The sequence below is a fragment of the Pseudonocardia charpentierae genome, assembly GCF_031845345.1.
Taxonomy (GTDB): domain Bacteria; phylum Actinomycetota; class Actinomycetes; order Mycobacteriales; family Pseudonocardiaceae; genus Pseudonocardia; species Pseudonocardia charpentierae.
Genome location: NZ_JAVREJ010000009.1, coordinates 77465 through 91177, shown reverse-complemented (window position 1 = coordinate 91177; position 13713 = coordinate 77465). Strand labels below are relative to the sequence as shown.

Below are 13713 nucleotides of genomic sequence, written 5' to 3'. Positions count from 1 at the left end.
GGGCCCAGGCGCACGAGGCGCCGATGTTCCAGGGGATCCAGGGCGGGCGTCCCGTCGCCGAGACCGCCGGGCACCAGGACCGGCGCCGCCGATCCGGGAAGCGCGGCCGCGGCGAGCAGACGATGGTGCCGGACGCCGAGTTCCGCTCCTATTACGGCCGTCCGGTGCTCAAGCCGCCGGTGTGGAAGCACGAGATCCCGGCCTACCTGTTCACCGGCGGTCTGGCCGCCGGCACGGCCGTGGTCGCGGCGGGCGCAGACCTGACCGGCCGGCCAGCACTGCGCCGCGTCAGCTGGCTCGGCTCGTTCGCCGGGCTGCTGGCGAGCCTGTGGTTCCTGGTCAGCGACCTCGGGCGCCCCGAGCGGTTCCACCACATGCTCCGGGTCGTCAAGCCGACGTCGCCGATGAGCGTCGGCACGTGGGTCCTCACCGCGTTCGGGCCCGGGGTCGGAGCCGCCGCGGTGAACGAACTCGTGCCGCGGCGGTGGCGGAACACCTGGCCCGCACGCCTGCTGAACCGGCTCGCCCGGCCGCTCGGGCTGTCGGCGGCGGCCATCGCGCCCGGCGTCGCCTCGTACACCGCGGTGCTCCTGTCGCACACGGCCGTTCCGGGGTGGAACGAGGTCCGCGACGAGCTGCCGTTCGTGTTCACCGGATCCGCGGCGGCCAGCGGCGGCGGCTTCGGCATGGTCTTCGCCCCCGTCGAGGAGAACGGTCCCGCGCGGGCGTTCGCAGCCGTCGGCGCGGCGCAGGAGCTCGTCGCGTCGCGGGTGATGGAGCACAAGATGGGCCTGATCCGCGAGGCATACGAGCACGGGCACGTCGCGCGCTTCGGGCGGGGCGCCGAGTGGCTGACGATCGCCGGGCTCGCGGGCACGGTCCTTCTGGCCGGCCGCAGCCGGGCCGGCGCGGCGGCGTCCGGGCTCGCGCTGCTGGCCGGGAGCGCCTGCCAGCGGTTCCGGGTGTACGAGGCCGGGGTCGAGACGACGAAGGACCCGAAGTACGTGGTGGTCCCCCAGCGCGAACGCCTGAACGCCCGCACCTCCTGACTGTCGCCGCGGGCGCCGCGATGGTGGAGCGAGGTTCGCGTCATGGAGCGGTGGCTCCGTCGTCCGGCACCCGGGCCGAGCCGCGGGACGCCGTCCGACGGGGCAGGACGACCGCACACGCCACAGCACCCAGCAGCGCCACGGCGAAGACGGCCAGGACGGTGCGGTGCTCGGCGAGGATCGCGGACCGGTCACCGCCGAGGTCGACCAGACGCCCGAGGAGCGCGACGCCGACGACGCCACCGAGATAGCGCATCGTCGACCCGATGCCCGCAGCCGCTCCGCTGTACCGGCGTGGCACAGCGGCGAGAGATGCCGTCTGGGCAGCCGGAGTGGCCAATCCGACCCCGAGCCCCAGGAGCGCCAGCGGAAGCGGCAGCTCGCGCACCGACGACAGGTCGCCCGCCGCCAACACGGCCACCGCGGCGAGGCAGGTCAGGGTGCCGGCGACGGCGAGCGGCCGCGGCCCGACCCGGTCGGTGAGCCGCCCCGCCAGGAAGGAGGCCACGATCATCGCGGCCATCATCGACACCAGCAGCCGGCCCGTGGCTGCGGCGTCGGTCGCGAGCAGCGCGGCGAGCACCTGAGGCAGCTCGAACAGCAGCGTGTACATCACCAGGTTCTGCAGGGCGACCAGCAACGACCCGGCGGTGAACGACACGGAGGTGAACAGGGCGAACGTCACGACCGGATCCGCAGCGCGCCGTTCCCACCACACGAAGGGCACGACCAGCACGGCGCTGGCGACCAGCAGCACGGCACCCGTTGCGCCGGCCGATTCCAGACCCAGGACCAGCGCGGTCAGCGCCGCCGCGAGCAGCACGGACCCGACCACGTCGAACCGCTGGGCGGCTCGCGGTTCCGCGCGATCTCGCCCGTGCCCGGCGATGGCCGCGAGCAGGACCGACACGGCGATGACGGGCAGGTTGACCGCGAACACACTCGCCCAGCCGAAAGCACGCACGAGCTCGCCGCCGACCACGGGCCCGATCCCTGCCGCCAACGACATGACGGCCCCGAACAACCCGAACGCCCGCCCCCGCCGATGCTCCGGGAGCTCGATCCGCAACAGCGCCACCGTCGCCGGCACGATCGCGGCCCCGCCCGCAGCCATCAGCACCCGGGCAGTCGCCAGGACGCCGAGCGCCGGGGCGAACATCCCGAGCACGGCACCGGCCGCCACCAGGACCTGCCCGAGCGCCAGAACCCGCCGGTGTCCGAGCCGGTCGCCCAGCTTGCCACCGGGGCTCTGCAGCACGATCGCGGCCACGAGGTAGCTCGCGACCACGGCCTGCGCCACGGTGCCCGGAGACCGGCTGAACTCACGGGCGATCTCGGGCAGTGCGACAGCGATCATCGTGGAGTTGAGCGGCATCAAGGACGAGGCGAGGAGGGCTGCCCCGAGCCCACGTCCCGGGCCGTGTTCACCCACCGGTGATCGGCCGCCGCTGGAGCAGGAACACCGCGCCGGCGTGGAAGGCGAACTCGATGTCGTGGTCACCCGTGCCGTAGACGGCGTCACAGGCTTCCGCGAGGGCGTGCAGTTTCGCGAGCTGGGCGTCGTCCAGGCAGGGCGCGTGCACCTCCGCGTCGTCGACCGCGATCTCGCGCGCACCGCCGGGGCCGGCCCGCACAGCCACGTCCTTCTCCCCCGTCACCCGTTCCAGCACCCGGCCCCGAACATCGAGCCGGTACCGGTCGGGGACGACGAGACCGGCCACGACCGCCTCGCCCAGCCCCCAGCTCGCCTCGATCACCCTCTCCGCCGCACCGGTGACCGGGTTGCGGGTGAACAGCACGCCGGCGACGTCGGCGGGCACGAGTTCCTGGACCACGACACCCATCCGGGCCGGCCCGAGCCCGAGCTGCGCCCGGTAGGCACGGGCTTGCGGTGCGTCGGCAGATGCGTGCACGCGGCGCACGGCCGCGACGACGGCCTCGGGGTCACACACCCCGAGCACCGTGCAATGCGCGCCGGCGAAGCTGGCGCCGGCGGAGTCCTCGCCGACCGCGCTGGACCGGACGGCGCGCGGACCGCCCGCCGAGCAGACCCTGTGCAGTGCCGGAACGACGTCCGGATCCGCTCGGACGACAGCCTCGACGGTGTCGACGGACAACGCGACGCCGTCCGGCACGGGAAGCCCGGCCCGGATGGCCGACCCGAGCGCCACCGCCTTGCCGCCGAACGCCATCGGGTCCGTGACGTCGGCCAACGGAAGCATCACCCGAGCAACCGCACCTCGCCGGTCTTCCCGTCGACCCGCACGCGGGCACCGTCCGGGATCAGGCGCGTGGCGTCGCGGGTGCCGACGATTCCGGGGATCCCGTACTCACGTGCCACGATGGCGGCGTGGCTGAGCTGCCCGCCCCGGTCGGTGACGATCGCACCGAGCAGCGGCAGGACGACCGTGAAGTACGGCGAGGTCATCCGGGTCACGAGGACGTCGCCCCGCTGCACGCGGTCGAAGTCCGCCGAGTCGGCGACGAGCCGGGCCGGCCCCTCGTAGACGCCCGTGTTGACCGCGAGGCCGTGGATCACGGTTGCGGAGTTGGAGGTGTCCGGGACGCCGAACAGGTTCATCAACGCCGCATTGACGGCGAGCGTGGCACGGCGGGCGGGCTCCGGGAGCGCTTCCAGCGGCGGCGGCGGTACCGGCGGCGGGCCGAGGAGCGGCGGGGCGTCGTCGACGGTCCGGGAGGTCCGGAGCCAGGATCGCCTCGCCACCGTGTCTGCACTCGGGCCCGGCTCGCCTCGGAGCAGCGCCGCGAGTTCCGCGGCGTCGGCATCGACCGCCTGTACCGGGTCGGCGAGGTCACCCCGGGCGGCGAGCCGGCGGCCGGCCTCGAGCAGGGCGCGGCGGGCGAGGCCGACGGCCCAACCGTCGGAGTAAGTGGCCCGCTCGTCCCGGAGCCGGTTGGCCAGCCGCGCCTCGTGGAGGCGGTCGTCGAAGTCCGCGAGATGCTCGGCGGGCACGCGTGCGCGGATCCGGGTGAGCGCTACGTCCCCCTCGGCGTTGCCGGTTCCCGACTTCCGACTCGCCACGGCGGCACGGATCGCGCCGACCAGCATCGCGGGCAGCTCGCCCGCCGACGGCTCGCCGACGTCGTAGCCGATCGACCGGTTGCGGACGGCGTCGAGGTACGCCTGCGCCGCAGGACCGGCATCGGGGTCGACGGTGAGCGCGGAGAGCACGGCCTCGGCGTCGCCCGATGACGCCAGGGCCGTCCGCGCCGAGTCGGACGCGGCGACGGCGTCGGCCAGTGCGTCCAGCTCGGTGGTGGCGAAACCGGTGGAGATGGCCGAGGTGCCGCGCAGCAGGCCCATGAGCTCGCCCGCTGTGGCGCCGGTCCATGCCATCGCGGCGGCGAGGAAGTCGCCGGTCGCCATCAGGGAGGGTGCGCTGTAGCGATGGTGCAGCTCGAACATCGCCTCGAGGTGATCGCGGCACCGGACGACGTGCTCGGCCAGCTCGCCGTCCGACAGAGAGGCGGGATCGACGGCCTGCAGGTCCTGATGCGCCGCCACGGCGCCGGGCTTGACCACCTCGTCCCAGTGGTCGAGGTCCTCCCGCCAGAACCGCTCGGTGAACGCTCGTGCCGACGTCGCGATCCGCGCCTGCATCTGCTCGGGGCTCGCCGTACCGTCCGCTCCGAACGGGACGGGCTGGGCGTACATGAACCCGCCGATCACGGCCACCTCGTAGCGACCCAGCAGCAGCCCGTAGCGCGCCAGTCCCTGCGCGAACCCGCGCGGCATGCCCGAGACCAGCGCCGACCTGGCGAACCAGCTGATCGGTCTGGACATGTGCGTGGTGTCCAGCTCCCAGGTGCCGTCGTTGGGTGGATTGAACGTCTCGTCGTCCACAGGGGCTCCCTCCGCCCGCCGACCGGTGCGTCGCCCTCGGCCGGGTGTCATCACCGGCCGATGGAGGACTCGCCCTCGACGACGACAGCGTTAACCATGCGTTTACCGGCGGTCCATCCCCTGGTCGGCTGGAGTTCGCGAAGGAATCGCACCAGTCAGCAGTAGGACCTCGTCGCCAGCTTGATGAAGGCCTGCGAATCGCCGCCGAAGGAGCGCTGCACGGCCTCGAGCTCGTCGCTGTTCAGCGTCGCCGTCCGGCGCTTCTCGTAGGTCTGGGTGTCGCGCCGCTTGCAGAGTTTGCGTGCCGCCGACACCAGCAGCTCCTCGTCCGTACCCACCGCGACGACGTGGCCCCGCTCGCGGACGTCGACGAGGAACCGCTGGTCCACCGCCGCCGCGGGGGGTTCCGCCACGCCGGCGGCCGACAGTCCGAGCATCGCCCCCATGGAGGCGACGAGCACGACGGTGGCCCGCCGCAGTCGTGGCCCCAGTGGCGCTTTCGCCCGGTGCCTGCCCTGGCCCGCTCTGTCCGATCTCGTGTACCCGCCCATCGCTCCCCCCGGTGCCATGCGGGAGCGGGGTGGTACCACTCCTCCGGCCGTCCGAGTTATTGATCTACCCGGGTTCCGACCTTCGGAGCACCACTCGTCCGGGTGGTACGCCGCCGTTCGGCGCAACCACCGGTGATGTCGAGCGTTTGCGGTAGGGCTCTACCGCGAGCAGTACGTCTTGAGCGCGAGCGAGGTGAAGTCGCGGGTGTCGGCGCCGAAGGCCGCGCCGACGGCGCCGATCTCGGCACTGGTGAGGGCGGTGGCGCGGCGGTCTTCGTCCGAGATGTGTCCGGCGTATCTGCGGTCGCAGATCTTGCGTGCCGCCGTGACCAGCAGCGACTGCTGCTCGTTCGAGGTGACCAGGTGCCCCTCGGACTGCGCGGCGTCGACGAAGCGTCGGTTCGCGGCCTCGGGTGAGGGTGCGATCCAGGAGAAGGCCGTGACGGCGAGGGCGACGAAGCCGACGCCGACGATCGCGGCGACACCGCGCCGCAGGTACGAGCCGCGCCGCGGGAGTGCCGGCTCGGCCCGGGGCAGGGTGATCACCCTCGCCACCTCGGGCGGGTCGAACTCGAACACCGCCATCGCGGCACCGCCGGCTGCGGCGCCGCCGACGGGCACATAGTCGCCGTCATCAACGGCGAACGGCGCCGCCTCGGCGAGGGCGTCCGGCGCCTCGACGGGCAGAACGACCCCTGCCGGCGCGGGTACGTCGTCGACGAGATCCTCGGCAGGCGTCACCGCTTCCGACACGTCGTCGACCGGCGCGTCCTCCGCCGGTTCGGCCGACAACTCCTCCTCGACGTCAACCGGGGCGGCGTCCCCCGACGCCTCCGCCTCGGTCTCCGGCCTGTCGTCGCACAGGGTGACCCCGCTCGACCGCTCCTCGTCCCCGTCCATGAAACCGGTCTTCCCCCGTTTCACCGAGAAAGTTGCCTGATGCACTGATCGCGTGATCAATCCGACGCCGCCCTGTGAAGGTCCGATGCCGGACGACAGATGCCATGATCACCATCGGCCATGAGGTCGACACGGAAAGTGCACATGGCGGGCTGCACGCACGACCATTCGGTCGTCTTGTCATCCAACGATCGGGCTAGCGCACGGACGAGTGAAGCCGGGAACTACCCGTCAGCGACCGCGGTCGTCTTCGTCCGGCGGAACGGCGCCACGGATGGCCGCGAGCATCGACCCATCCCACCGGCGCAGTAGCGGGGTCGCCGATGCGGGTGCACCCGATCGAGCGAGATGGTCGTCATCGCGTTGCCGATCCGACGCCCCAGCGAGACCGGAGCCGGGAATCACTACAGCACCCAACGTTCTGAGGAGGCCGTCATCACCGCAATCGTCGCCGCCGTGCTGTTCGTGATCGCACTGCTGCTGCACCTGTCCGGCCTGTCCCTGGGCCCGCTCGACGTCACGTTCTTCGAGCTCGCCGGTTTCGTGGCCGTCGCCCTGCACCTCGCAGGCGTCGGAGCTTCCTTCCGGAGCCGCGCGCGTCGCTGACCCAGGAAGTATCTACACGGACGAGCGGCACGTTCGTCGGAACCTATCCGACGAACGTGCCGTTCGTTCCGTGATTGACCTCCGCGGGCGGCGCCGTCGACTCGCGGAGCACCAGCTCGGTCCGCAGCAGGTGGTGCCGGACCGGCGGGTCGTCACCCGCGCGGCGTGCCCGCACCGCCGCCACCAGCTCCGCCGCCGCCGTGGTGCCCTTCTCGACCACGTCCTGGCGCACGGTGGACAGGGCCGGGACGAGGCGTCGGGCGACCGGTGAGTCGTCGAACCCGACCACCGACACGTCGCGGGGAACCCGCAGGCCGAGGTCGTCGGCGGCGCGCAGCACGTCCGCGGCGATGGCGTCGGAGAAGGCGAGCACCGCCGTGGGCCGGTCCGGTCCGGCAAGCAGCTCGCGGGCCGCGGTGTACGCCGCCTCCCCTGCCGACTTCTCGACGTACCGCAGCGCCGGCGTGATTCCGGCCGGGTCCAGCACATCGTGCCAGCCACGCAGGCGCTCGCGCGGGACGTACCAGTCCGTCGGGTTCGCCAACGCCTCCGGACCGGCGGCGAGCAGCGCGATCCGTCGGTGTCCCAGCTCGACGAGATGCATGGCCGCCGCTCGGGCACCGGCGCGGTCGTCGACGTTCACGCTGGGAAAGTGGTCATCCTGAGGCTGGTCGACCAGCACGAGCGGCAGCTGACGGCGGCGCAGCCACTCGACGCTCTCGTCGGCCGGGCTGCAGGAGTAGATGATCGCGCCGTCCATGGCGACGTCACGGACCGGCAGGACGTCCCGCGTGCCCAGGTTGGGCAGCAGGGTGAGAGCCAGTCCGCCGCGGCCCAGCTCCTCCGCGATGACCGCGAGGAAGAGCGCGCCGAAATCGTCGGACAGGGCGTAGCGGGGCGTGCCGTGGAAGAGGATCCCGACGGTCCCGGTCGACCCCCGCGCGAGCGTGCGGGCGGCGGGATCGGGACCGACGTAGCCCAGCTCGGCCGCGGTGGCGAGGATCTTCTCGCGCAACGCGGCCGAGAGCTGGTCCGGGCGGGAGAACGCGTTGGAGACCGTCATCGGACTGACCCCGACGCGCTCGGCCACCGTCTTCAGCGTCACCCTCGCCACACACCGAGCCTAGGCCGGGCGGTACCCGGCCGGAGCCACGGCATGGGCAGCACGCTCCAGCAGTCCGGCGAGCGCGAGCCGGGCCCGGGACGGCATCGCCGGCCGCGGTTTCCAGTCGGGCACCGGCGGTTCGTTCATGGCGAACTGGCTGCGCATGGCGTCGACGACGATGGTTGTCAGGGCGGGCAGGGCGTTCATGTCGATCTCCTCGGAAGCAGGTCGTACGGCTGGCTATAGCGGTAAAGTACGCCCTGCTTCTATAGCGGTCAAGAGACTTCTTGATAGAAGCTCCGGGCGCGGTCCAGCACTGCCACCAGGTCGCCGAACTGGCGCTCCTTCTCCCCGGGATCGAACCGGCCCTGCTCGGCCGCCAGCCCCTGGAGTCCGTCGAGCAGCCCCAGGCACCAGCGCGCCGACGCCGCCCGGGCGACGCGCCGGCCGTCGACGTCGACGTACACCGGGGTCGTGTGGGCGAACACCGGCGCGCCGACGGTGTGCGGATCGGAGCCGCCGTGCGCCGCGGCGGCGAGCCAGAGCCCGTCGTCGACCGTCAGTTCGTGCTCCAGCTCGCCGGTGCCGGAGGCGAGCACGCCGTCCGGCCCGTAGAGCACCAGCTGCTCGACCCCGCTCCCCTCCACCCGGGCCCGCACCGCGACCCGCTCCCCCGGCCGGCGGTCCAGCACGGCACCCGGGCCGTGGCCGTCGACGTCCAGGGTCAGCCACGGCCCGTTGGTGACGACGGTGCGCCCGGCGCGGACCGCGTCGGTGAACGCCGCGGTGCTCAGCGGCGCGTCCCAAAGCTGTGCGTACATCCGGCCCCAGCCCGGCGGGTTCGACGCCGGGGCGGGGCCGCGGGCGAACGACAGGAAGGTGTCGGTGCCCGCGGTCGCCGCCAGCCGCAGCCCGCACGACAGCAGGTGGTGGTAGAGCACCAGGGCTCCGCGGTCGTCGAAGCAGGAGACGAGCTCGACGGCGTCGACCAGGCCGAGCGCGGCGTCGGCCACCAGCTCGCGGGCCTCGACCATGCGGAAGGGGCGGAACAGGTCGTCCGGGTCGTCTCCCGGGGCGAACACCGGGTGCGCGTAGGTGGTGACCGCCCCGAGATCGCGCATCTGTCCGCAGGCCGCGCTGTTCGGCGGCCAGTCCCAGGGGTGGTCGGTGCCCTCCTCGCCGGTGTAGCGCAGCTCGGGGACCCCGGTCAGGCCCAGGCCGTGCACGTGCCCGAGCAGCGGGTTGCGGAACTCCAGCCCCGAGCGGACGAGCGCGTCGCCGGCCTGCAGGTCCGCGCCCGCCGTCGCCTCCAACAGCTCCAGGTCGTAGACGAGCGCACCGCCCAGGTTCCCGGCGGTGAGATGCATGAGCGCAAGCCCCTCGCCGCGCTGCATCCGGACGGCGTCGGCGGGCTCCAGCACGTGGTCGCCGCTGTAGTTGAGGTGGACGTGCAGGTCGGCGCCGTACCAGCCGTCGGCGGCCGGGTCGAAGCGCCGCACGGGGTCGTACTCGACGGTCACGGCGTCCCCGGCCGCCGGCTCGACGTCGAACTCCTGCCGCGCGAACTCGATCCCGCGTGCGGCGACGACGTGCAGCGGACCGGCCGGCACCCGCATCTCCACCGCGCCCGGGTCGGTGTGGAAGAACGGGCGGTCGTCGGAGTCCCACTTGGCGGGGACGCCCTCGGCGAACCAGGCACCGTCGGTCGCGTCGGTCACCGACCAGCGGGCGCCGTGCGGGCTGACGAGCCGGAGCGTGGCCGCGGCGGTCGGGACCACGGCGTCGACCGTGCACCGGGCCGTTCCGCAGGTGACCAGCACCGGACCGGTGGCGTCGACCGTCCGCAGGCCGGCCCCGCCTGCCGGAACCGGCACCTCCACGCCGTCGACGATGACCACCAGGTCGCAGTCGGCCGCGGAGTCGACGACGACGTCGACCTGCACCGTCGCGCCGCGGACGACCGGCCGGCGCGGACCGGTGCGTGCGGTGAGCGCGCCGTCCGCGCCGACCGTCACCAACGCGAGCCCCGGCGGGACCTCGTCGCCCACGGCGGCCCGTACCGCCCCCGCCCAGTCGCCGGACGCGGAGAACTCGGCGAACGCCGGGCCGAGGCGGGAGAACCGCGCCCACCGGAACATGTCCGGGAACGCCTCTTCGCCCCAACCGACGCCCTGCTCGGCGCGCATCCGCCGGTAGCGCGCGAGCATCTCGATCACTGCGGGAGGAAGGTCCAGCGCGTCGTCGTCGTGGCAGCACACGGCGGACAGGGTCGCACTGCTCGCAGCTCAGACCAGCAGCGCAGCCGCGAACACGGTCGACCCCGTCCACGCCAGCGTGCGCACGAGGTTGGCCCGGAGGAGCACAGCGACGTCGGCGGCGTTGCGCGACGCAGCCAGGCGGCCGTGCGCGGGCACCGCCGTCAGGACGGTCGCCACCACCGTGACCAGGGCGAGGACGGCGAGGACCACCGCCGCGGGCCGACCGCCTGCGGCCGGCGCGATCAGCAGCGCTGCCGTCGACACCCCCTGCACGAACCAGGGCAGCGCCACGACCCAGGAGATCGCCTGCGTGTGCGTGCCGTGGTAGCGCACCCACTCGTCCGCCCCGACGAGCCGGAACGCCGGGTACACGACGAGCTGCACCACCCAGCCGACCCCGGCCAGCACCGCGACCGCTGCCAGGTGGACGACCAGCCATGCCACCCAGCCATGATCGCCGAGCCGGGCCGGGACCGCGCGGGAGGATTATCCGAAGCGGCCCGACACGTAGTCCTCGGTCGCCTTCTGGCTCGGCTGGGAGAACATCGTCCGGGTCTCGTCCATCTCGACGAGCTTGCCGGGCTTGCCGGTGCCCTCGATGTTGAAGAACCCGGTGTAGTCGCTCACCCGCGCGGCCTGCTGCATGTTGTGGGTGACGATGACGATCGTGTAGTCGGTCTTCAGCTCGTTGATCAGGTCTTCGATCGCGAGCGTGGAGATCGGGTCCAGCGCCGAGCAGGGCTCGTCCATCAGCAGCACGTCGGGCTGCACGGCGATCGCGCGGGCGATGCACAGGCGCTGCTGCTGGCCGCCGGAGAGGCCGGAACCGGGCTTCTCGAGCCGGTCCTTGACCTCCTTCCAGAGGTTCGCGCCCCGCAGCGACTTCTCGACCAGCTCGTCGAGGACGTTCTTCTTCGCCCGCTTGTTGTTCAGCCGCATGCCCGCGATGACGTTGTCGTAGATCGACATCGTGGGGAACGGGTTCGGCCGCTGGAACACCATCCCGACCTGCCGGCGGACGCCGACCGGGTCCACCCCGGGGCCGTAGAGGTCGCGGCCGTCGAGCGCCAGCTTGCCCTCGACGCGCGCGCCCGGGATGACCTCGTGCATGCGGTTGATCGAGCGCAGGAACGTCGACTTGCCACAGCCCGACGGGCCGATCAGCGCGGTGACCGTCTGCGGCCGGATCGTCATGGTGACGTCTTCCACGGCCAGGAACGAGCCGTAGTAGATGTTGAGGTTCTCGACCTCGATGCTCTTGCTCATGGGATGCGTCCTCTGTCCGGTCAGCGGCCGGCGGTCTTGGGGGCGAACAGGCGGGCGATCAGCCGGGCCGCGAGGTTGAGCACCATCACGAGGATGATCAGTACGAGGGCGGCGGTCCACGCGCGGTCGATGAACGGCTCGCGCGGCACACCGGGCGCGACGTAGGAGTAGTAGGAGAACACCGGCAACGTCGCCATCCGGCCGTCGAACGGGTTCAGGTTGACCCCCGTCGTGATGCCCACCGCGATGAGCAGCGGTGCGGTCTCACCGATGACCCGCGCGATCGCGAGAGTCACTCCCGAGGCGATGCCGGCGACCGAGGTCGGGACGACGACCTTGAGGATCGTGCGCCACTTCGGCACGCCCAGCGCGTACGCCGCCTCGCGCAGCTCGTTCGGAACGATCTTCAGCATCTCCTCGGTGGAGCGGACCACCACCGGGATCATGAGCACGCACAGCGCGAGCGAACCCATGAAGCCCAGGCGGACGCCCGGCCCGAAGAACAGCGCGAAGAGCGCGAAGGCGAAGAGACCGGCGACGATCGACGGGATGCCGGTCATGACGTCGACGAAGAACGTGATGGCGCGGGACAGCTTCCCCCGGCCGTACTCCACGAGGTAGACGGCGGTGAGCAGCCCGACCGGGATCGACATCAGGGCGGCCAGCGCCGTGATGATCAGGGTGCCGAGGATGGCGTGGTAGCCGCCACCGCCTTCACCGACGACGCCACGCATCGAGTTGGTGAAGAACTGGGCGTCGAACCTGGCGACGCCGTTGGTCAGCACCGTAGCGATGACGGACACCAGTGGGACCATCGCGATCAGGAACGCCGTGGTGACCAGCACGGTCACCAGGCGGTCCGTGGCCTTGCGCGGTCCTTCGACCGTCCGTGAGATCAGGTACACCGCGAGGGCGTAGACCACGGCGGTGGCGACGACCGCCAGGCCGATGCCGCGGCCGGCCAGGAGCAGCCCGCCGCCGACCACGACGACGGCCGCGGCGAGGATCCCCCAGGGCGCCCACGACGGCAGCTCCCCGACCTTCTTCGCAACCGACGGCAGCGAGGCCTCGAGAGCTCGTTGCTCGGCCGACATCTGCCGGGTCTCGGGTTCGGTCCCGGTACTCATCAGTTGGCTCCCGAGAACTCGCGGCGACGGTTGACGATGTAGCGGGCGAGGGCGTTGACCAGCAGCGTGATCACGAACAGCACGAGGCCCGACGCGATCAGCACGTTCACCGCCAGCCCTGAGGACTCCGGGAACTGCAGGGCGATGTTGGCCGCGATCGTGGAGGGATTGCTCGAGCTGATCAGGTTGACCGTCACGGCGCCGGACACCGACAGGACGATGGCGACGGCCATGGTCTCGCCCAGCGCGCGACCGAGGCCGAGCATCGCGCCGCTGATCACACCGGAGCGGCCGAACGGCAGCACCGCCATCCGGATCATCTCCCAGCGCGTGGCACCGAGTGCGAGTGCCGCCTCCTCGTGCAGCTTCGGCGTCTGCCGGAAGACCTCACGCGACACCGCGGTGATGATCGGCAGGATCATCACCGCCAGCACCAGGCCCGCGACCAGCATGGTGCGACCGGTCGCCGAGACGGGACCGGCGAAGAAGGGCAGCCAGCCGAACCAGCTGTTGAGCCAGGTGCTCAGACCGACCGAGGCCGGGCCGAGCACGGAGGCGCCCCACAGCCCGTACACGATGCTGGGCACCGCGGCGAGCAGGTCGACGAGGTAGCCGAGGGTCTGGGCGACCCGGGGCGGGGCGAAGTGCGTGATGAACAGCGCCACCGCCACCGCCAGCGGCGTCGCCACGATCAGGGCGATGGCCGCCGACAGGACGGTGCCGAAGACGAGCGGGGCGATGTAGGCGACGAGACCGTGGCCCTCGGGCAGCTCCGACGCGGGCGCGACGATCGCAGGAAAGGCTTCCGCGATCAGGAACACCGCGACGCCGGCCAGGACGATGAGGATGAGGATGCCTGCGCCCCGGGCCAGGTTGACGAAGACGCGGTCGCCCACCTGCAGGACGGGTTTGGCCGGCCGTTGGACGGTCGCGGGTTCGGTCGTGCTGGTCATGGTGGTCCTCTGAGAGCGACGGACCCGGACGGC

14 protein-coding genes are annotated in these 13713 nt (G+C 72.3%); 2 read left to right on the top strand and 12 right to left on the bottom strand.

Translation table 11 applies throughout. The features are described from left to right. The first annotated feature begins 23 nt into the window (after positions 1-23). Positions 24-1049 (top strand): NrfD/PsrC family molybdoenzyme membrane anchor subunit, encoded by a 1026-nt coding sequence (gene nrfD / locus RM445_RS14640; protein WP_397469310.1) that lies wholly within the window; start codon positions 24-26, stop codon positions 1047-1049. Between the two features lie 40 nt (positions 1050-1089). On the opposite strand, the gene RM445_RS14635 is transcribed toward nrfD, so the two are convergent. The 5 genes from RM445_RS14635 to RM445_RS14615 all read right to left on the bottom strand — a co-directional run bounded on the left by RM445_RS14635 (position 1090) and on the right by RM445_RS14615 (position 6365). Continuing rightward, complete coding sequence (locus RM445_RS14635) at positions 1090-2481, bottom strand: MFS transporter (protein ID WP_311556793.1); 1392 nt, start codon at positions 2479-2481, stop codon at positions 1090-1092. Then, complete coding sequence (locus RM445_RS14630; protein ID WP_311556901.1) at positions 2474-3271, bottom strand: PEP/pyruvate-binding domain-containing protein; 798 nt, start codon at positions 3269-3271, stop codon at positions 2474-2476. Before RM445_RS14630 ends, RM445_RS14635 begins: the two co-directional genes overlap by 8 nt. Continuing rightward, on the bottom strand, positions 3271-4914 hold the full coding sequence (locus tag RM445_RS14625) for a PEP-utilizing enzyme (RefSeq protein ID WP_311556792.1): 1644 nt from the start codon (positions 4912-4914) through the stop codon (positions 3271-3273). Before RM445_RS14625 ends, RM445_RS14630 begins: the two co-directional genes overlap by 1 nt. Positions 4915-5069: 155 nt before the next feature. Beyond that, positions 5070-5483, bottom strand: coding sequence for a hypothetical protein (locus RM445_RS14620; protein WP_311556791.1), 414 nt, complete (start codon positions 5481-5483; stop codon positions 5070-5072). A 141-nt stretch (positions 5484-5624) separates the two neighbouring features. After that, positions 5625-6365 carry a hypothetical protein gene (locus tag RM445_RS14615; RefSeq protein ID WP_311556790.1) on the bottom strand — a complete coding sequence of 247 codons (741 nt, stop codon included), beginning with the start codon at positions 6363-6365 and terminating at the stop codon, positions 5625-5627. Between the two features lie 348 nt (positions 6366-6713). Here RM445_RS14615 and RM445_RS14610 point away from each other — a divergent pair, with 348 nt between their 5' ends. Beyond that, positions 6714-6971, top strand: coding sequence for a hypothetical protein (locus tag RM445_RS14610; protein ID WP_311556789.1), 258 nt, complete (start codon positions 6714-6716; stop codon positions 6969-6971). Between the two features lie 43 nt (positions 6972-7014). Here the strand turns inward: RM445_RS14610 and RM445_RS14605 are convergent, their stop codons facing one another. From RM445_RS14605 to pstC, 7 genes are all read right to left on the bottom strand, one after another. Continuing rightward, positions 7015-8085 carry a LacI family DNA-binding transcriptional regulator gene (locus RM445_RS14605; RefSeq protein WP_311556788.1) on the bottom strand — a complete coding sequence of 357 codons (1071 nt, stop codon included), beginning with the start codon at positions 8083-8085 and terminating at the stop codon, positions 7015-7017. Positions 8086-8094: 9 nt separating this feature from the next. Further along, positions 8095-8283 carry a hypothetical protein gene (locus RM445_RS14600; RefSeq protein ID WP_311556787.1) on the bottom strand — a complete coding sequence of 63 codons (189 nt, stop codon included), beginning with the start codon at positions 8281-8283 and terminating at the stop codon, positions 8095-8097. Positions 8284-8351: 68 nt separating this feature from the next. Beyond that, the gene (locus RM445_RS14595; RefSeq protein ID WP_311556786.1) at positions 8352-10334 is read right to left on the bottom strand and encodes a CehA/McbA family metallohydrolase; all 1983 of its coding nucleotides are present in this window, start codon (positions 10332-10334) and stop codon (positions 8352-8354) included. A 27-nt stretch (positions 10335-10361) separates the two neighbouring features. Continuing rightward, positions 10362-10778, bottom strand: a complete 417-nt coding sequence (locus RM445_RS14590; RefSeq protein ID WP_311556785.1) for a hypothetical protein — start codon at positions 10776-10778, stop codon at positions 10362-10364. Between the two features lie 42 nt (positions 10779-10820). Beyond that, entirely contained in the window at positions 10821-11600 is a 780-nt protein-coding gene (pstB, locus tag RM445_RS14585; RefSeq protein WP_311556784.1) for a phosphate ABC transporter ATP-binding protein PstB, read from the bottom strand. A gap of 20 nt (positions 11601-11620) precedes the next feature. Beyond that, positions 11621-12694 carry a phosphate ABC transporter permease PstA gene (gene pstA, locus RM445_RS14580; RefSeq protein ID WP_311556900.1) on the bottom strand — a complete coding sequence of 358 codons (1074 nt, stop codon included), beginning with the start codon at positions 12692-12694 and terminating at the stop codon, positions 11621-11623. A gap of 32 nt (positions 12695-12726) precedes the next feature. Then, the gene (gene pstC / locus RM445_RS14575; RefSeq protein ID WP_311556783.1) at positions 12727-13680 is read right to left on the bottom strand and encodes a phosphate ABC transporter permease subunit PstC; all 954 of its coding nucleotides are present in this window, start codon (positions 13678-13680) and stop codon (positions 12727-12729) included. Between the last annotated feature and the right edge of the window lie 33 nt (positions 13681-13713).